The sequence below is a fragment of the Klebsiella sp. AqSCr genome, from assembly GCF_008452795.1.
Classification (GTDB): Bacteria; Pseudomonadota; Gammaproteobacteria; order Enterobacterales; family Enterobacteriaceae; genus Klebsiella; species Klebsiella pneumoniae.
The window spans coordinates 1,361,398-1,380,807 of the sequence record NZ_MJDM01000005.1 but is presented as its reverse complement, the minus strand read 5'-3'; the positions used below and the strand labels follow the sequence as shown (position 1 = coordinate 1,380,807).

Below are 19,410 nucleotides of genomic sequence, written 5' to 3'. Positions count from 1 at the left end.
AGTGTACCGCATGACGAAAGCGAAGACCGGAGGAGAGGCAAAAAAATAAGCCCGCGTAAGGGAGATTACGCAGGCTAAGGAGGTGGTTCCTGGTACAACTAGCATTTATGGGTTATGTTTTTCAGCGAAATGAATGATACCTGTTTCGATCGAAACGGTATGTGATCCGATTCTAATATCCTTACATCGTGAAAAAATAACGCAAATTAACTAGTTACCGTGCGGATTTCTGGTTGTTTGACCAGTAAAGTTGCGCATTAGCAGGGCATACTGCAGGGGCAGGTCGTCCGGCACAGGTAACCAGACGGTATAGCCATCGCCCGGGGCCACCGGCATGGTTTCGCCTTTGCCATTCTCCATATGCTCAAGGGTGAAGTTGACGTTCCCCTGCGGGGTCATCAGCTCAAGGCTGTCGCCGACGCTGAACTTATTTTTGACCGCCACGGCCGCCAGCGGGCCGTTACGCTCTCCGGTGAATTCGCCGACAAACTGCTGGCGCTCGGAGACGGAGTAGCCGTACTCGTAGTTCTGATAATCGTCATGGGTATGGCGGCGCAGGAAGCCTTCGGTGTACCCGCGGTGGGCCAGCCCCTCCAGGGTCTCCAGCAGGCTGGTATCGAACGGTTTGCCGGCGGCGGCATCGTCGATCGCCTTGCGGTAAACCTGAGCGGTGCGCGCGCAGTAGTAGAAGGATTTGGTGCGGCCTTCGATCTTCAGCGAGTGAACGCCCATCTGGGTCAGACGCTCAACGTGGGCGATAGCCCGCAGATCTTTCGAGTTCATGATGTAGGTGCCGTGTTCGTCCTCAAAGGCGGTCATGTATTCGCCCGGACGTTTGGCTTCCTCAATCATAAAGACTTTATCGGTCGGCGCGCCGATGCCGAGGGTAGGCTCCACGGTCTGCACCGGGATCGGCTCATATTTGTGGACGATGTTGCCGACGTCGTCCTCTTTGCCTTCCGCCACGTTGTATTCCCAGCGGCAGGCGTTGGTGCAGGTCCCCTGGTTCGGGTCGCGCTTGTTGATATACCCGGAGAGCAGGCAGCGGCCGGAGTAGGCCATGCACAGCGCGCCGTGGACGAAAATCTCGATCTCCATCTCCGGCACCTGGCGGCGAATCTCTTCGATTTCATCCAGCGACAGTTCACGCGACAGGATCACGCGGGTGAGCCCCATCTGCTGCCAGAATTTGACCGTCGCCCAGTTGACGGCGTTGGCCTGCACTGAAAGATGGATCGGCATCTCCGGGAAGTGTTCCCGCACCAGCATGATTAAACCCGGATCGGACATGATCAGCGCGTCCGGACCCATCTCCACCACCGGCTTCAGATCGCGAATAAACGTTTTCAGCTTGGCGTTATGCGGGGCGATGTTGACCACCACATAGAATTTTTTACCCAGCGCGTGGGCTTCATTGATGCCGAGCTGCAGATTTTCGTGATTGAATTCGTTGTTACGCACGCGCAGCGAGTAGCGCGGCTGACCGGCATAAACGGCATCGGCGCCATAGGCGAAAGCGTAACGCATATTCTTCAGCGTTCCCGCCGGGGAGAGGAGTTCTGGTTTAAACATGGTGTTCTCGTTCTGATGACAGGTCAGATTCGCCGCACCTGGTGCGGCGAGTTGGGGAGTGTCCCCACATTAAGGGCGGGCATTGTAGCGCCGCGGCGAAGGGGAGTAAATATCAGATAGGTATCTTTCAGTATGGCTAATTTGTTTGCCATTTTGAACCTGGGCAGTGCTCACACTGACAGCGTTAATAACGCCTGGTGGGATAGGCTCTAGGGAGTTCCCCGGGTTGCGGCGTAAACGCCTTACCCGGGCTACGGATTGCAGATGGCGGTGAACGTGTAGCCCGGCGAAGCGCAGCGCGAGCCGGGAAAAGGCTAACTACGCCAGCCGGCAGGCGTCCGCTTCCCAGCGGTAGCCAACGCCATACACCGCGCGGATAAACGACTGCTCGGCGTCCAGCGCCTCCAGCTTACGCCGCAGGTTCTTGATGTGGCTGTCGATGGTGCGATCGGTGACTACCCGATAATCGTCATACAGATGGTTGAGTAGCTGTTCGCGGGAGAACACTTTGCCCGGCTCCTGGGAGAGGGTTTTCAGCAGCCGGAACTCGGCGGGAGTGAGGTCCAGCAGCTTGTCGCGCCAGGAGGCCTGAAAACGACCTTCGTCGACAATCAGCGGGCTCTGGGCGTCCAGCGCCTGCAGATCGCGCTGCGGCTTGCAGCGGCGGAGGATGGTTTTTACCCGGGCGACCACTTCCCGCGGGCTGTAGGGCTTGCAGATATAGTCGTCGGCGCCTATTTCCAGCCCCAGCAAACGGTCGATCTCTTCGATTTTCGCCGTCACCATCACCACCGGAACATCGGAGAAGCGGCGAATTTCCCGGCACAGCGTCAGACCGTCGGTACCGGGCAGCATCAGATCCAGCAGGATCAGGTGCGGCGGCGTCTGGCGGACGTAGGGCAGGACCTTGTCGCCGTGGTTAATCAACGCAGGCGCATAGCCGGCGGCCTGCAGATAATCAATCAGCAGCTGGCCGAGCTTCGGTTCATCTTCCACGATAAGGATGCGTGGGGTGTTTTCATCTACAGGCAATTCAGTCATACGTCTCTCGGTAAATCATGTTCCAGAGGTAACTCAACTTTAATGCTAACCCCGCCAAAAGGCGAATGGTCGGCACGCAGGGTGCCGCCGTGGGCCGCTACGATATTGAGGCAAATCGCCAGCCCGAGGCCGGAGCCGCCGCTGGCGCGGTTGCGCGATCCTTCCGCCCGGTAAAAGCGTTCGCACAGGCGGGCCAGCTGCTCATCGCTGACGCCGGGGGCGCTGTCAGCGAAGTCAATCACCAGCATCCGGCCGCTGCGGCGGGCGGTGATGTGCAGGCTGCCGCCGCTGTCGGTATAGCGCAGGCTGTTCTCCAGCAGATTGTTGAAGAGCTGCATCAGGCGGTCGCGGTCGCCGAAGATCATCGCCTGCTCCGGGAGCGACACCTGAATGCTTAGCTGCCGGCTGGCGAAGCGCTCGCGAAAAGCGCCCGCCGCCACTTCCAGCAGGGTGATGATATCCAGTGAGGTTTTCTGGTAGGCCAGCGCCCCCTCGTCGGACATCGACAGCTGATGGAGGTCGTCCACCAGCTTGGTGAGGGTAGCCACCTCGGCCTGCAGAGAAGGAATCGACTCGGGGGTAAAGCGCCGGACCCCGTCCTGAATCGCCTCCAGCTCGCCGCGCAGCACCGCCAGCGGGGTGCGCAGCTCATGGGAGATATCGGCCATCAGATCGCGACGCATCTGCTGGTTCCGCTCCAGGGTGCTGGCGAGCTGGTTAAAATCCTGCGCCAGGCGGCCGAGCTCATCGCCGCCGGTCACCGTCACGCGGGTGGAAAAGTCGCCTGCCGCCAGCTTATGGGTGCCTTCCACCAGCCGCTTCACCGGCGCCAGCAGACCGCGGGCCAACGGGAAAGTGGCCAGCGCGGCAAGCAGGGTGGCAAGGGCGACGATCAGCCAGCTGGTGCGCTTTTGCTGCCGGTCGAAGTTAATGTCGGTATTGCGCGTCAGCCGCTCTACCGGCGAGGCGATAACTTTGCCCACCTCCGCGCCGTTGACCACGATGCTGCGCTGGGTGCCGTCCTCCGGGACGCGCTCACGCGGCCCCACCAGCACGCGCCCCGACTGATCCACCACCCAGAACATGGTGCGCCAGCCGTGGGGCGGCATTTCCGGCCTCGGGTGCGGGCCGTCAGGGGGGCCATCCGGCGGCGGCCCGTCCGGGGCGGCGTCCGGCTTCATGGCGTGCCCCGGCGGCGAGCGGTCGTCGTTATCCCGTTCGAAGGTGCGCAGCAGCTGGAAGATAAAGCGGTCATTGTTGCGCAGAAACGCCCAGCTGCCATGCTGGGCATACTGCTCGCTCAGCGCGTCGCTGAGCATGGTTAAGCGCTGCTCATTGCCGCGCTTGATATAGTCGATAAACCCGCGTTCAAAACTAATGCGCACCGCCCAGTGCATGCTGATCAGCAGCACGATGCAGGTGGCGAATATAGCGAGGAACAGCTTGCCGGTAATACCCGGGCGCCAAAATTTCACGATCCACTCCTGTTGCGTCGACGGAGGACGGTATTGCTGCCGACGTCATCCGGTACCCGGGAAAAGATGAGCGCCGGCAGGGCGATGATCGCCGCCATGCTCAGATAGGTGTAGAGAAAGACCTGATGGGTGCTGGCGGCGTCGAGGCTCATATGCTGCTGGCCATACAGCCCCAGCAGCAGCCCGGCGATGGTCACTCCGATACTCATCGACAGCTGCATCACCATCGACAGCAGGCTGTTGCCGCTGCTGGCCAGATCGTCCGGGAGATCTTTCAGCGTCAGGGTATTCATTGAGGAGAAGCGGCTGGCGTTGATCATCCCCTGCAGAAACAGGACCAGCGGCAGCGCGTAATACCACCCGGCCAGGGCGCTAAACATAAACAGCAGGCTGACCGCCGCCAGGCCCAGGGTGCTGGCGACCAGCACCCGACGGTAGCCAAAGCGGTTGACCACCTGGACCACGATCCGCTTCATGCCCATGCTGCCGAGCACCATCGGGATCATCATCAGCCCGGCGTGAAAGGGGGAGAAGCCGAGGCCGATCTGCAGAAACACCGGGGTCATAAACGGCAGCATGCCGCTGCCGATGCGTCCCGCGAAGCTGCCGCCGAGGCCGAGAGAGAAAGTGCGGTTGCGAAACAGGTTAAGGCTAAACAGCGCCCGGGCGTTGCCGCGGGCGTGCCACAGGTAGAGCAGCAGGGCGCAGAGGCCGACGGCCACCAGCCCCGCCAGCCAGGCAGGGGAAATGCCGAGCCCTTTCTGGCCGTCGAGCGCCAGGGTCAGGGTCGCCATTCCGGCGGCCAGCAGCAGAAAGCCGGAGAGATCGAAGCGCCGGGTCTGCATGGTGTAGTTGGGCATCAGACAGAGGGTGGCGATCGCGCCAACGATCCCCACCGGGATGTTGATGAGGAAGATCCAGTGCCAGGAGGCGTACTCCACCAGCACCCCGCCCAGCGCCGGGCCGAGCAGCGGGCCGACCTGGCCCGGCAGGGTGACGAAGGTCATCGCCGCCATATACTGATCGCGCGGGACGATCTTCATCACCGTCAGGCGGCCGACCGGCACCATCATCGCGCCGCCGACCCCCTGCAGCACCCGCGCCATCACCAGCTGGTCGAGGGTGCTGGCCTGGGCGCAAAACAGCGATCCGGCGGTAAACAGCACGATGGCGGTGAAGAAGATATTGCGCACCCCGACCCGGTCGGCCAGCCAGCCGCTGGCCGGCAGCATCACCGCCACCGTTAACACATAGGAGACGATAATCATATGCATATGCAGCGGACTCTCCCCGAGGCTTTTGGCCATCGAGGGGAGGGCGGTGTTAACGATGGTGGTGTCCAGCGACTGCATAAAGAAGCCGAACGCCACTATCCATAGCTGCCAGCGCACGCTGGCCGGGAGGTCTGTCATGTTATTCGCTTACCGGTTGAGAGGAGTGACGCGAAAAACGCAGCCGCAGACGGTCAAAGAAAAGATAGACCACCGGCGTGGTGTAGAGCGTTAACAGCTGGCTCATCACCAGACCGCCGACGATGGTGATCCCCAGAGGCTGGCGCAGCTCAGAGCCATCGCCCCCGGAGAGCACCAGCGGGAGGGCGCCAAACAGCGCGGCGAGGGTGGTCATCATAATCGGCCGGAAACGCAGCAGGCAGGCCTGGAAAATCGCCTCTTCCGGCGTCAGGTTGCCGTTGCGCTGCGCCTCCAGGGCAAAATCAACCATCATGATGGCGTTTTTCTTAACGATGCCAATTAATAACATAATCCCAATCAGGGCGATTAGGCTGAACGGGGCATCGAAGATCTCCAGCGCCAGCAGAGCGCCCACCCCGGCGGAGGGCAGCGTCGAGAGGATGGTCAACGGATGCACATAGCTCTCATATAGCACCCCCAGCACGATATAGACCGTGGCGATAGCCGCGAGGATCAGGATCACCTGCGCGTTCATGGTCTGCTGGAACACCTGAGCGGTACCGGCAAAGGAGCCGCGCACGCTCGACGGCACCCCGAGCTGGGTCATCGCGCGGTCAATGGCCTCGCTGGCTTCCGACAGCGAGCGGCCGGTGGGCAGGTTAAAGGAGATAGTGGATGCCGCCGACAGCCCCTGGTGGTTCACCGACAGCGGGGCATTGGCCGGCTGCCATTTGGCGAAGTAGGCCAGCGGGATCGGCTTGCCGTCGCTGTTAATGACGAACATCTTATCCAGGGCGCTGACGTCCTGGGTGTAGGCCGGATCCACCTCCATCACCACCTTATACTGGTTGAGCGGCTGGTAGATGGTAGAGATCTGCCGCTGGCCAAAGGCGTTGTTCAGCAGGTTGTTGGCGTCCTGGACGCTGATGCCGAGGCGCGACATGGTATCCCGGTCATAGACCAGGTCCATTTCGGCGCCATTGTCCTGCTGATCGGAGTTGACGTCCGCCAGCTCCGGCAGCGCCGCCAGCGCTTTGCGGATCTTCGGCTCCCACTCGCGCAGCGCCGACAGGTCGTCGGACAGCAGGGTGTACTGATAGCTGGCGTTCGACTGCCGGCCGCCGACGCGGATATCCTGCACCGCCATCAGAAACAGGTTGGCCCCGGGCTCGTTGGCCAGCTTTTTGCGCAGCCGGTCGATCACCTGCTGCGCCGTCTCGTGGCGCTGGTCGCGCGGCTTGAGGGTGATAAACATCATCCCGCTGTTGACCCGCGAGCCGCCGGTAAAGCCGGTGACGTTATCCACCGCCGGATCTTCGCGAATGATCTTCATAAAGTCCTGCAGCTTGCCGCGCATCGCCTGGAAGGAGATGCTCTGGTCGGCCTGAATGCCGCCCATCAGCACCCCGGTGTCCTGTTCCGGGAAGAAGGTTTTCGGGATCGAAATGTAGAGCCAGACGCTGAGGGCGATGGTGCCCAGCACCACCAGGCCGGTCAGCCGGCTATGCTTCAGCACCCATTTTAACGATTTACCATAGCCGCCCTGCACGGCCACCAGCAGGCGGCCAAAGCCGCGGTTGCGCGTCGGCTGGTGGGGCTTGCCGCTTTTCAGCAGCCAGCCGCACATCATCGGCGTCAGGGTGAGGGAGACCGCCAGAGAGATGCCGATCGCCACCGACAGGGTGACGGCGAACTCGCGCAGCAGGCGGCCGGGCAGGCCGCCCATCAGCAGCAGCGGCAGGAACACTGCCACCAGCGACAGACTCATCGACAGCACGGTAAAGCCGACCTCACGGCTCCCCTGCAGCGCCGCCTGCAGAGGTTTCATCCCCGCCTCAAGATGGCGGGAGATATTCTCCAGTACCACGATAGCGTCATCCACCACGAAGCCGGTGGCGATGGTCAGGGCCATCAGCGACAGGTTATTGAGGCTGAAGCCGCACAAATACATCGCGGCGAAGGTGCCGATTAAGGATACCGGGACGGCGACGGCCGGGATCAGCGTGGCGCGCCCCGAGCGCAGGAACAGGAACACCACGAGGATCACCAGCGCCACCGAAATCACCAGCGTCTGCTCCACCTCCTCCAGCGAGGCGCGGATGGTCGGCGAGCGGTCCTGGGCGATCTGCAGGTCGATAGCCGCCGGAATGGTCTGCTGCAGCTCCGGCAGGCGGGCGCGGATGCTGTCCACCGTCTGAATGATATTTGCTTCCGGCAGTTTGCGGATCATCAGCAGGATCGCCGGTTTGGCGTTGGTCATCCCGGCGTTGCGTACGTCCTGCACCGAATCCGAGACGGTGGCGACATCTCCCAGCCGCACCGCGGCGCCATTTTGATAGTGGACGATCAGCGGCTGATAGTCGGCGGCGGTCTTCAGCTCATCGTTGGTCTGCACCTGCCAGCGGTGCGCGCTGTCCTCCAGCGCCCCCTGCGGTTTGCGCACGTTGGCGTCGCTGATGGCGGTGCGCACCGCGTCCAGCGACACGCCCTGGTTGAACAGCGCCTGCGGGTTGAGGTCGACGCGCACCGCCGGCAGGGAGCTGCCGCCGACGTCGACATCGCCCACGCCGTCGATCTGCGCGATGGTCTGCGCCAGCTGGGTGGAGGCGAAATCATACAGCTCACCCTGGGAGTAGGTGTCCGAGGTCAGCGTCAGGATCATGATCGGCGCATCCGACGGATTGGCTTTGCGATAGGTCGGCCGGCTGGGCATTCCGCTCGGCAGCAGGCTTTGCGCGGCGTTGATCGCCGCCTGAACGTCGCGCGCCGCGCCGTTGATATCGCGGTCGAAGTTAAACTCGAGAATGATGCGGGTGCTGCCGAGCGAGCTGGAGGAGGTCATCTCATTGACCCCGGCAATCCGCCCCAGGGAGCGCTCCAGCGGGGTGGCCACCGACGAGGCCATGGTCTCCGGCGAGGCTCCCGGCAGCGAGGCGCTAACCATGATCACCGGGAAGTCCACCTGCGGCAGCGGGGCCACCGGCAGCAGCCGGAAGCCGAGAATGCCGCACAGGGTGATGGCCAGCGAGATGAGGATCGTCGCCACCGGGCGGTAAATGAAGAGGGCGAAAAACTTCACTTACGCCTCCTCTTCCTGACGCGGGAAGCGGCGCTTCAGGTGCAGCGACAGGCGGTCGAACAGCAGATAGATCACCGGGGTGGTGAACAGGGTCAGCACCTGGCTGAGCATCAGACCGCCGACCATGCCGATCCCCAGCGGACGCCGCAGCTCGGCGCCGACGCCGGTGCTCAGCATCAGCGGCAGGGCGCCGAGCAGGGCGGCGAGGGTAGTCATCAGGATCGGCCGAAAACGCAGCAGACAGGCCTGGTAGATCGCCTCCCGCGGCGGCATGCCCTGCTCGCGCTCAGCGGCCAGCGCGAAGTCGATCATCATGATGGCGTTCTTCTTCACGATGCCGATCAGCAGAATGATGCCGATGATGGCGATCACGTCCAGCTCGCTGCCCGCCAGCCACAGCGCCAGCAGCGCCCCGACCCCGGCGGTGGGCAGGGTGGAGAGAATCGTGATCGGATGGATAAAGCTCTCGTACAGCACCCCCAGCACGATATACATCGCCACCACCGCGGCGACCACCAGCCAGACGGTGCTGCCGAGCGCCGACTGGAAGGCCAGCGAGCTGCCCTGGAACTGGGTGCGAATATCGGTCGGGAAATCCAGCGACTGTTCGGCGGCGAGGATCGCCTCCACCGCTTCGCCCAGCGAGTAGTTGTCCGGGACGTTAAACGAGATGGTGGTCACCGGGAACTGATCGAGGTGGTTCACCGACAGCGGGGTAAAGCGCTGCTCCACCGTGGCGATGGCGGTCAACGGCACGATGCCGCCGTCGCTGCTGGTGAGGCGGATATTCTCCAGCGCCGCCAGGCCCGGCGTCGCCTCGGTATCCTGCTCGAGCACCACGCGATACTGATTCGCCTGAGTGTAAATAGTGGAGATCAGCCGCTGGCCGAAGGCGTTGTACAGCGCGTTATCGACATCGGCCATTGAGATGCCGAGGCGGCTGGCGCTGTCGCGATCCACCTTGATATAGGCGGCCAGGCCTTTGTCCTGCCAGTCGCTGCTGACGTCGGCCAGCTGCGGCTGGGCCTGCAGGCGGCTGAGCAGCGGCGGCACCCAGGTGCTCAGCGCCTCGAGGGAGTTTGCCTGCAGGGTGAATTGATACTGGGTGCGGCTCACCGTGGTGTCGATGGTCAGGTCCTGGGTCGGCTGCAGGTAGAGCGCCACGCCGGGGACGCCGTCCACCGCCTGCTGCAGGCGGCTTATCACCGTCTGGACGCGATCGTCGCGTTCATCCAGCGGCTTGAGGTTGATCTGCAGGCGGGCGCTGTTCAGCGCCGGGTTGGTGCCGTCGACGCCGACGAAGGAGGTCAGACTCTCAACTGCCGGATCCTTAAGGATAATGCTGGCCACCTGCCGCTGGCGCTCGGCCATGCTGGCGAAGGAGACCGACTGCGGCGCCTGGAGGGTGCCCTGGATAATGCCGTTATCCTGGATCGGGAAAAAGCCTTTCGGGATAAAGACCCACAGGATAATCGACAGCGCCAGGGTGCTCAGGGCGACGCCGAGCGTCAGCCACGGATGATTCAGCACCCGGCTCAGCCAGCGGCCGTAGACGGCGATCACCCGTTCGAAGAAACGCTCGCTGGCCCGCGAGAATCGGTTCTGCTTACGCAGCGATTCGTGGCTTAACATGCGGGCGCACATCATCGGCGTCAGGGTCAGGGAGACCACCGCCGAGATAAGAATAGCGACGGCAAGGGTGACGGCGAATTCGCGGAACAGGCGGCCGACGATATCGCCCATAAACAGCAGCGGGATCAGCACCGCGATCAGCGAGAAGGTGAGGGAGATGATGGTGAAGCCGATCTCCCCCGCGCCCTTCAGCGCGGCGGCCAGCGGCTTCTCGCCTTTTTCGATATAGCGCGAGATGTTCTCGATCACCACGATGGCGTCATCCACCACGAAGCCGGTGGCGATGGTCAGGGCCATCAGCGTCAGGTTGTTGATCGAGAAGTCGAGGAACACCATCACCGCGAAAGTGCCCACCAGCGACAGCGGCACCGCGACGCCGGGAATAATGGTCGCCGGCACGTTGCGCAGAAACAGGTAGATGATCATCACCACCAGGGCGATGGCCAGCATCAGCTCAAACTGGGTGTCGCGCACCGAGGCGCGGATGTTAGTGGTCCGGTCGGAGAGGACCTGCACCTTCACCGATTTCGGCAGGCTCTCGGTGAGCTGCGGCAGCATCTGGCGAATGCTGTCGGCGGTGTCGATGATGTTGGCCCCCGGCTGGCGCTGGACGTTCATCACGATGGCCCGCTGCTGGTTGGCCCACGCCCCGAGCCAGCTGTTTTCGGCCCCTTGTTCGACGCTGGCGACATCGCCGAGCCGGATCGGCGCCCCGTTCTGATAAGCGATAATCAGCCGGCGATAATCCTCAGCGGACTGCATCTGATCGTTAGCGGAAAGCGTCACCGCGCGGGCCGGGCCGTCGAGGCTGCCTTTCGCGGAGTTAACGTTGGCGCTGGTGATAGCGGTGCGCACGGTTTCGCTGGTCAGGCCGAGGGCGGCGATGGCCTGGGCGTTAAGCTTCACCCGCACCGCCGGGCGCTGGCCGCCGGCGAGGGTCACCAGACCGACGCCGGAAACCTGGGAGATCTTCTGCGCCACCCGGGTCTCCACCATGTCCTCAACCTGGGTCATCGGGATGGCGGAGGAGGTGACGGCGAGGGTCATGATCGGCGGATCCGCCGGGTTCACCTTGCTGTAGACCGGCGGGTTGGGCAGATCGCTCGGCAGCAGGTTGGTGGCGGCGTTAATGGCCGCCTGCACTTCCTGCTCGGCGACGTCCAGCGGCAGGGTCAGCTGGAACTGCAGCGTGACTACCGAGGCGCCGCCGGAGCTTTGCGACGACATCTGCTTGAGGCCTGACATCTGGCCGAACTGGCGCTCCAGCGGGGCGGTGATGGCGGAGGTCACCACGTCCGGGCTGGCGCCCGGATAGAGGGTGACTACCTGAATGGTCGGGTAATCGACCTCCGGCAGGGCGGAGACCGGCAGAAAGCGGTAGCCGATGATCCCGGCCAGCAGGATAGCCACCATCAGCAGAGTGGTGGCCACCGGACGCATAATAAACAGCCGGGACGGGCCGCCGGTGCGGCCTGGGGGTAACACCTGCATCAGGAACGCGCTCCGTGTTTACCGCTCTGGCGCGGGGCGGGCTGCGCCTGCTCGCCGCTGCTGGCGGTGACAACTTCCACCTTCGCCCCCTCGGTCAGGCGGTCAATCCCGTCGGTGACCACGCGATCTCCGGCGGAAAGCCCGGCGCTGATGACTACTTTCTGGCTGTCCTGGATGCCGGGCGTCACGCTGTGTTTGCTGACCTTATTCTCATCGTTCAGCACCCATACGAAATGCCCTTCGTTGCCCATCTGCAGCGCGGCGGCAGGGATCACCACCGCGTTCTGCTGGGTGTCCACCAGCAGGCGGGCGTTAACGAACTGATTGGGGAACAGCGCGTCGTCCAGATTGCTAAAGCGCGCCTTCAGCTTGATGGTCCCGGTGGTCGCATCGATCTGGTTGTCGAGGCTCAGCAGCTCGCCGACGCTGATTTTCTGTTTATTGGTGCGATCCCAGGCTTCGACGCTGAGCGCTTTGCCCGCTTTCTGCGCCTGCACCACCGTGGCGATGCTGCTTTCCGGCAGGGTAAAGACCACGTCGATCGGGTGCGTCTGGGTAAGGACCACGATCCCGGTGGTATCCCCGCTGGAGATCTGGTTGCCGATATCGACCTGCTTTAAGCCGACGCGGCCGTCAATTGGCGCGGTAATGCGGGTCCAGTCGAGCTGCAGTTGGGCGCTGGCGACGGCCGCTTCATCAGCTTTCACCGTGCCGGCGGATTCCACCACCAGCGACTGCTGAGTGTCGAGCTCCTGGCGGGAGACGAGGTTGGTCTTCACCAGCTGCTGGTAACGAGCGAGATCGCGGCGGGCGTTGGCGAGGGTGGCCTGATCTTTCGCCAGCTGACCCTGCGCCTGGGCGAGAGCGACTTTAAACTGGCTGGGGTCGATCTGCGCCAGCAGGTCGCCGGCTTTGACCTGCTGACCCTCCTGGAAGTGAAGGCTCAGCAGCTGGCCGTCGACCCGGCTGCGGACGGTGACGGTATTGGCCGCCGTTACCGTACCCAGCCCGGTGAGATAGCGCGGGACCGCTTCTTCGGTGGCGGTGGCCGCCTGCACCGGCGCCAGCGCGGCGCCAAAGCGGCCATGGCGTGCGCCCCCCGGCCCCTGCGGGCCCTGTCCGGCGGCGGGAGCCCCGCTGCCGCTCGTCCCGCGATCGTGCCAGAACCAGTAGGCGGCCCCGGCGATAATCACTACCGCCAGCGCGGCGCCCCAACGACGTATGTTACTGCCTTTCATTAGTTTACGGTCTCATCCTGAAGCGTTTCGCTGAATGATACTAGTTTAGTGAGGGAAGGGGCCGTAAAAATGGAGGAATTATGAAAAGAAGGTTGAGAAATGTCTGGATAACCGCCGCGACGCCGGGCGCTCCCGCGGCCGATATCCGGGGTGATATCAACTTTTAGTTTAAAAAAGCAAAAAATAGTTGTATCCGCGGGGGCTTTAATTAGATTTATGCGGTGAATAAATCAGTGCATTCTCATAATAATAAAATATGCACTTAAAAATCAACGTGTTAAATAATCAGGGGTCATTGCTGTGGCAAACGCAAACAAACTCACGCTCTTCATCGTCATTTTTATGCTGATGGGGATCCTCTCCGGCGCGGCTATCCATGCCTACGCGACGCCAACCACCGTCTCCGCCTGGGCGGACAACATTACGCTGCTCACCGATCTGTTTCTGCGGTTGATCAAAATGGTCATCGCGCCGTTGGTGTTCAGCACCCTGACGGTCGGCATTATGCGCCTCGGCGAGACGGCGACCATCGGCCGGGTAGGCGGGAAGGCGATGGTGTGGTTCATCACCTCCTCGGTATTATCCATTCTCGTCGGGCTGGTGATCGTCACCTTCCAGCACCCGGGCGCCGGGTTAAACCTGGCGGTGCCGAAAGAGGCGGTGGATACCGGCCTGGCGGTCAGCGGCATGAGCCTGAAAGGGTTCCTGTCGCACACCATCCCCACCAGCATCACCGAGGCGATGGCCAACAACGAGATCCTGCAGATCGTGGTGTTCTCGATGTTCTTCGGCATCGCCGGCGCGTCGCTGGGGGAGAAGTTTAATGCTCCGCTGGTGGCGGCCCTTAACGTGGTGTCGCACATTATGCTGAAGGTGACGGGCTATGTGATGTACGTTGCGCCGCTGGCCATCTTCGCCGCCATCTCGTCGGTGATTGCCTCCCAGGGGCTGGGGATCCTGCTCAACTATGCTTCGTTCATCGGCGGCTACTACCTGGCGGTGCTGTTGACCAGCGCGGTGCTGATTGCCGTCGGCTATATGGTGCTGAAAAAAGAGGTTTTCCGCCTGCTGAACATGCTGAAAGATCCGGTGCTGGTGGCCTTTACCACCAGCAGCTCGGAAGCGGCCTATCCGAAGACCCTTGAGCGACTGGTGAAGTTTGGCTGCTCGCGCAATATCGTCTCGTTCGTCCTGCCGATTGGCTACTCGTTCAACCTCGTTGGCTCGATGGTCTACTGCTCCTTCGCCGCGATGTTTATCGCCCAGGCCTATAACGTGCCGCTGAGCTTTAGCGAGATTACGGTCATGATGCTGACCCTGATGCTGGCCTCGAAAGGTATCGCCGGGGTGCCGCGTTCTGCGCTGGTGGTGCTGGCGGCGACGATCCCCAGCTTCAATATACCGGTCGCCGGGATCCTGCTGCTGATGGGTATCGACCATTTCCTCGACATGGGGCGCTCTGCCATCAACGTGCTGGGTAATGGCATCGCCACCGCGATGCTGTCGAAAAATGAAGGGTTGCTGACCGACGAGGAAGCGCAGCCGGACTGGGAAGTGGAGAAAGCGGAAGCCTGATCCTGCCGCGCCCTTTCACTGAGGGCGCTATTCCACACGGAAAAAAGACCCCTGACAGGCACGTCAGGGGCAATGTGACGAAGTATCAGTTTTCCTCGTGTAGCGTGTTTTTTATTATATAAAGACGGGCGGTAACGTCTTTATACCGAGGAAGCGTCAGAGTTTAACGTTATGTCCGCCAGCGCTGGATATTTTTTAGCATCCTGCGACTATTTTCGGATTTCCGACAATATAGCCAGGTCAATATCTTATTTTTTTGTGCTGCTGTTTGCCTACCAGCGCTCACGTAAAAGATTCATAAACTGGAAAAATTCATGATTATTATTCAGGCTGTATTTTTCCATGATCTTATTCTTATGATAGGCGGCGGTGCGGGGACTCACACGCTGCAGGGCGGCGATTTTACTCATATCCAGCCCTTCGAGAATACCGTGCACTACGGCGGTCTGCGATCGCGATAACACGCGATGCGGACAGCTGGCGCAGCTGAGTTCCCGGCCTGCGGCGTCGGTAGCCGTGGGGGTCATACAATGCTGGAGCTCGCTTTTAATGATCGTCAGCAATTGCGGAATACTGGCCGTTTTTAGCGAAACAAAAATGACCCCTTTCAGGCAGTTAATCATGAACTCATCTTCCGGCAGCTGGTCATAGCTATGGAGGATAATCAGCGAGCTTCCTCTTTTTCTGTTCTTAATCAGGGTATTACACAGGTATATTTCCCCGGGGATCACTTCGCAGATAATGATATCTTCAGCTGACAGATCGGTGTTACGCCAGGAAAAACGCGCCCGCAGATCGCCCCGGGTGAGGTCATTGACCATGGCTACCAGCGATTCACGGACAAAGGCGTTGCGGGTGTTGATGGTGACATTAATGTTTCTCATGGCGTTATTTCCTTACGCAAAACATAACGCCATGCTGTGACAAATCCTCCGGGCGTATGCGGTGTGTTGAAGATATAAAAGCACCTACAATAATTTTTTATTATTTTAAAGTGAATTATTTACGACGCATCGAACGCTTATCGTTAAAAGTAAATTTCTGCCGCCTCCTGTCTTTCAGATAGGAAATAAAACTGTATACAGAGATGCTGAAGAAAAAAATGCATAGCAATAAAACTAACCACGTTTGCATGGCCATCGTTTTTACCCTGATTGTGTTGCATGGTGTCAGAATTTGCCGCGAACGGCTAATACGTTTTGTTATATGCTTTTCTGTCCCGTGAAAATCTTACGCCATCATCCTGATGTGCTAGCACTATAAGAAAGTTCTTAAGGTCATCGTCAGTCTCATTCCTCTCATTTCTCTCAGAAAATGAGAAAAATTAACACTTACGAGTTTTTTATATCCCGCACGGCCGCCGACGCGCCCCGTCGTTCAGGAAATAAAGGCCAGTCCCTTACCAAAGATTGCGCGAACGGGCAGGTGGATCCCCTGCTGGCGTGCCTTGTGACGCAGGCGGCTAACCACCACGTCGATCCGGTGCAGGTCAGGCTCGCTTTCATGGGAAAACAGGCAGGCATGGAGATCCAGTTTGCTGCACACTTCGTTGCGATTGCGCATCAGGAGCTCCACCAGGCGATATTCCTGCTGGGTTAATTCCAGCGTCCGGGCGTCGGGTGAAATCAGTTTATCCTCTTGCAGACGCCAGCTGCCGGGGGAGACGGCCGGCGGCGTGCCGATCGCCTCCGCAGGCGGAGCCGCCGGACGGTCCTGGCGCAGGCGCGCGCCGAGGGCGGTGAGGGTCTCGGCAAGATGGGCGAAGTTTACCGGTTTGATTAGATAGGCATCGGCTTCAAGGCTCAGCGCCTGCAGTTTATCCTGTTGCTGACCGCGGGCGCTGACCACCACCAGACCGTAGTGCCCCAGCTCATGCAGATAGTTCAGTACGCTGAAGCCATCCTCGCCGGGCAGGCCGATATCAACCAGCACGATATCCACCGGATGGCTGTGCAGTTGCCGCCAGAAGGCTTCGGCGCTGCGGGTCCCCCACACCTCGAAGCCGCGATAGCCCAGCCAGGCCAGCAGTTCATCCAGCAGATCGGCGTTATCTTCAATTATCGCCAGCCGTAAAGCCATACGTCGTTCTCCTCTTAAGAAACCGTGGGGAGGGTGAGAATAAAGGTGCAGCCGTCCGGGCCATGCTCGGCCAGCCACAGTTTGCCATCATGAGCCTGCACTATCTGACGCGCAACATACAGTCCGAGACCGGTGCCGCCTGGCACCGGCGATGTGTGCTCGCCGCGGCGGTAGCGCTCAAAGATCAGTTCCGCCTGTCCGGCGGGGAGTCCCGGGCCGTGGTCGCGAATGCGTAGCTCCGTTTGCCCGGCATCGGAATGAATATCGATGGCGATTTCACCGGGGGGCGAATACTTGACGGCGTTATCCAGCAGATTAGCGATGGCGATGCACAGCAGGCCGGCATCGGCCTGCAGCTGCGGGCTTTCCACCGCGCCGTGCTGGCGGATGTTCAGGTAGTGATCATGGGAGATGGCCACCACCGAGGCGGCCATGTTGATTACCGTCAGCAGGGCGGTCTGCTGGCGCTCGACGTGCAGATCGTGGGAGGCGAGCCGGGCGTCGGCAAGGCAGTTATCGGTGAGCTGCACCAGGCGGGTGGCGGCGCGGCCGATGCGATCGAAGCGCGCCTCCTGGCTGGTCGAGGCCGCCGAGAGGCGAAGATTCTCCAGCGCCGCCTGGATCACCGCCAGCGGGGTGCGGAATTCGTGCGCCACCATGCCCATAAACTGCCGCTGGTGGAAGCTGGCTTCACGCTCAATCTGCAGTTCGCGCGCCAGGCGCTGCTTCTGCTCCAGCTGGCGGTTTTCAGCACGCACCCGCAGGATGGCAATGATCAGCACCGTAATGATATGGACGATCAGCGCGTACTGCCAGAGGGAATAGATCGCCATATGGAACGGGATAATCCCATGGATCGACAACTGCACCAGCACCGCGGCGACGACATAGAACGGCGGCAGCAGACCCAGCAGCAGGGTGGTACGGTCGATAGCTTTTTTGCGCCACAGCCACCAGGAGGTGAACAGCAGCACCGGGGTGATAATGATGAATACTACCCCTTCAATCTGCATCGCGAAGCCGTAAAACCCGAGCGGAATACTGACCTGCAGTACCAGGTTGAGTATCACGGCGGCGATCAGCAGCTGATGAAGTCGCGGCATATTCTTCTTCAGATCAAAAATCTCGCTATGCAGCCAGAGGGCGGTGGCATAGCTGAACAGCGAGAGGCTACTGATCATAAAATCCTGGAAGGGCAGCGCGGCGTGGCCGAAGAACCACTCCGGGAAGCCGTGCAGAGCGGCCACCAGCGGATAATTGAGCGAGAAAAGACAGATGCCCCATAGCAGACGCCGGCGCAGGGCCAGCGCCAGCCAAAGCGCCACACCGCTGGCGACAGCGGCCAGGCCGAAGTAGAAGCTCCAGAAAGCGGTGTCAGCGGTGGCCCGCTGCACAAACGCCTGCGCAGAGGAGAGCGAGGCCAGCAGGATCAGGGTGCTGGTGCTCTGCAGGCGAAAGACCACCTCATAGCCGGCGGCGGTCGGCGGCGGGGGGAGGATCAGCACGCTTTCGCGGTAGTGCAGGTCGCTCTCGCGGGCGCCGTCGCGGTCACCAAAGGTGCGCTGTGCCCAGGGGGCATCGCTGCCCAGAGGCCGGTAGTAAATAGTCAGATGGTCGACAAAAGAGGGGCCCAGCTGCAGCCAGCGCGGCTCCCCGGCAAACCACGTTCCCGGCAGTTCGCTGCGCAGCCACCAGGTTTTTCGCGAATAACCAAAGGAGGGGATCTGCCGGGTGGTGGCGAGCTGGTCTGCGGGCAGGGCGGCGAAGCGATCGAGGGTCATCTGGCCGCTGTCGTCGGCGTACCACTGGACCGGAATATCAATGCCCACCTGGCGCGTCGCCGCCTGCGCCTGTGGGGCGACCAGCAGCAAGAATAATCCACAGCTGAGCAGCCAGCCTGCCAGGAACTGCGGCCGGCAACGCCGGACCGCCCCGAAGATCGCAGACACCCTTTTCAATCACGCCCCCTTGCGGCAAGCCAACGATACAGACCGCAGACATCTGGCTACGGTATGGATAATACGCCCCCTGAAATGGGGAAGAGTGGACAGGCCTGTCCGGACGAACAGGCCATTTTGCGTGGGAGACCAGGAATATTCCAGCGTAATCTGCAGCGCCAGGATCAGGACAGACCTGCTGCGCGGCAGCGCCGGGCGAGGCCTAGCGGAAAACCACCTGCGCCCAGCGGGCCAGCCCGGCGGTCACCGAGCCAAAATCATCGCCGCCGGCCAGCGGAATACCCGGCAGCTGAGCGGCCAGCGCCTTTTTGATCAGCGGCGAACGGGCGCTGCCGCCGGTAAGATAGATCACATCCGGGGTGGTCTGGCTGCTGTCGAGCGCGAGCCGCACCTGTTCCATAATGCGGGTCAGGGGCTGATCCAGCGCGGCTTCCAGACCCTGCTGGGCGATGGCGGTGGCCAGATCGTCCTGAATAAACGGCAGCGCGGTTTCGACGCTGGCGGCGCTGGAGAGGGCGATTTTGCTCTCTTCGGCGCTGCGCACCAGACGATAGCTAAGACGCTGGCGCCAGACCTTCAGCAGTAGAGCCACCTTGTCGGCATCCCGGGCGCTGCGCAGCAGATCGTTCAGCAGGCGGCCGTTGGCAGTGCTGTAGAAATCGCTCTGCGCCGGCACGTCGTTGATCGCAACCGCGTTCCACCACGGGAGGATCGGCAGCGCGGTGCCTTTCTCCGTTTCGCCGCCCATGCCGAGGAGGGGCATCAGGCATTTGAAGGCCAGGGCAATGTCGAGATCGTTACCGCCGATGCGGCAGCCGCTGTGGCCGAGCAGGCTCTGCTGGCGGTCGGCGCGCTCCC

Annotated in this window: 13 protein-coding genes; 1 reads left to right on the top strand and 12 read right to left on the bottom strand. The window is 61.4% G+C overall.

Annotated features, from left to right (window positions below):
• Nucleotides 1-210 precede the first annotated feature (210 nt).
• The 7 genes from yegQ to BHE81_RS10725 all read right to left on the bottom strand — a co-directional run bounded on the left by yegQ (nt 211) and on the right by BHE81_RS10725 (nt 12,940).
• Nucleotides 211-1,572 (bottom strand): tRNA 5-hydroxyuridine modification protein YegQ, encoded by a 1,362-nt coding sequence (yegQ, locus tag BHE81_RS10755; RefSeq protein WP_004144192.1) that lies wholly within the window; start codon nt 1,570-1,572, stop codon nt 211-213.
• A gap of 318 nt (nt 1,573-1,890) precedes the next feature.
• Nucleotides 1,891-2,613, bottom strand: coding sequence for a two-component system response regulator BaeR (gene baeR / locus BHE81_RS10750; protein WP_004175198.1), 723 nt, complete (start codon nt 2,611-2,613; stop codon nt 1,891-1,893).
• Nucleotides 2,610-4,088 carry a two-component system sensor histidine kinase BaeS gene (gene baeS, locus BHE81_RS10745; RefSeq protein ID WP_110246519.1) on the bottom strand — a complete coding sequence of 493 codons (1,479 nt, stop codon included), beginning with the start codon at nt 4,086-4,088 and terminating at the stop codon, nt 2,610-2,612. Before baeS ends, baeR begins: the two co-directional genes overlap by 4 nt.
• Entirely contained in the window at nt 4,085-5,500 is a 1,416-nt protein-coding gene (locus tag BHE81_RS10740; protein ID WP_004151136.1) for an MFS transporter, read from the bottom strand. Before BHE81_RS10740 ends, baeS begins: the two co-directional genes overlap by 4 nt.
• Before the next feature lies 1 nt (nt 5,501).
• Entirely contained in the window at nt 5,502-8,579 is a 3,078-nt protein-coding gene (gene mdtC / locus BHE81_RS10735) for a multidrug efflux RND transporter permease subunit MdtC (RefSeq protein ID WP_002912617.1), read from the bottom strand.
• Nucleotides 8,580-11,702: an MdtB/MuxB family multidrug efflux RND transporter permease subunit gene (locus BHE81_RS10730; RefSeq protein ID WP_004149055.1), complete on the bottom strand. Its 3,123-nt coding sequence runs from the start codon at nt 11,700-11,702 to the stop codon at nt 8,580-8,582.
• Nucleotides 11,702-12,940 carry an MdtA/MuxA family multidrug efflux RND transporter periplasmic adaptor subunit gene (locus tag BHE81_RS10725; RefSeq protein ID WP_004175207.1) on the bottom strand — a complete coding sequence of 413 codons (1,239 nt, stop codon included), beginning with the start codon at nt 12,938-12,940 and terminating at the stop codon, nt 11,702-11,704. Before BHE81_RS10725 ends, BHE81_RS10730 begins: the two co-directional genes overlap by 1 nt.
• A 300-nt stretch (nt 12,941-13,240) precedes the next feature.
• Here BHE81_RS10725 and BHE81_RS10720 point away from each other — a divergent pair, with 300 nt between their 5' ends.
• Nucleotides 13,241-14,515, top strand: a complete 1,275-nt coding sequence (locus BHE81_RS10720) for a dicarboxylate/amino acid:cation symporter (RefSeq protein ID WP_004149053.1) — start codon at nt 13,241-13,243, stop codon at nt 14,513-14,515.
• Nucleotides 14,516-14,787: 272 nt separating this feature from the next.
• Here the strand turns inward: BHE81_RS10720 and BHE81_RS10715 are convergent, their stop codons facing one another.
• The 5 genes from BHE81_RS10715 to yegD all read right to left on the bottom strand — a co-directional run.
• Nucleotides 14,788-15,399 (bottom strand): helix-turn-helix transcriptional regulator, encoded by a 612-nt coding sequence (locus BHE81_RS10715; RefSeq protein ID WP_009483956.1) that lies wholly within the window; start codon nt 15,397-15,399, stop codon nt 14,788-14,790.
• Between the two features lie 115 nt (nt 15,400-15,514).
• Nucleotides 15,515-15,655: a small membrane protein gene (locus BHE81_RS10710; protein ID WP_004146563.1), complete on the bottom strand. Its 141-nt coding sequence runs from the start codon at nt 15,653-15,655 to the stop codon at nt 15,515-15,517.
• Nucleotides 15,656-15,892: 237 nt separating this feature from the next.
• The gene (locus BHE81_RS10705; protein WP_110246520.1) at nt 15,893-16,594 is read right to left on the bottom strand and encodes a response regulator transcription factor; all 702 of its coding nucleotides are present in this window, start codon (nt 16,592-16,594) and stop codon (nt 15,893-15,895) included.
• A gap of 14 nt (nt 16,595-16,608) precedes the next feature.
• Nucleotides 16,609-18,465 (bottom strand): sensor histidine kinase, encoded by a 1,857-nt coding sequence (locus BHE81_RS10700; RefSeq protein ID WP_130943359.1) that lies wholly within the window; start codon nt 18,463-18,465, stop codon nt 16,609-16,611.
• Between the two features lie 289 nt (nt 18,466-18,754).
• The coding region (yegD, locus tag BHE81_RS28705) for a molecular chaperone (RefSeq protein ID WP_131135640.1) at nt 18,755-19,410 on the bottom strand (656 nt) is incomplete at its 5' end.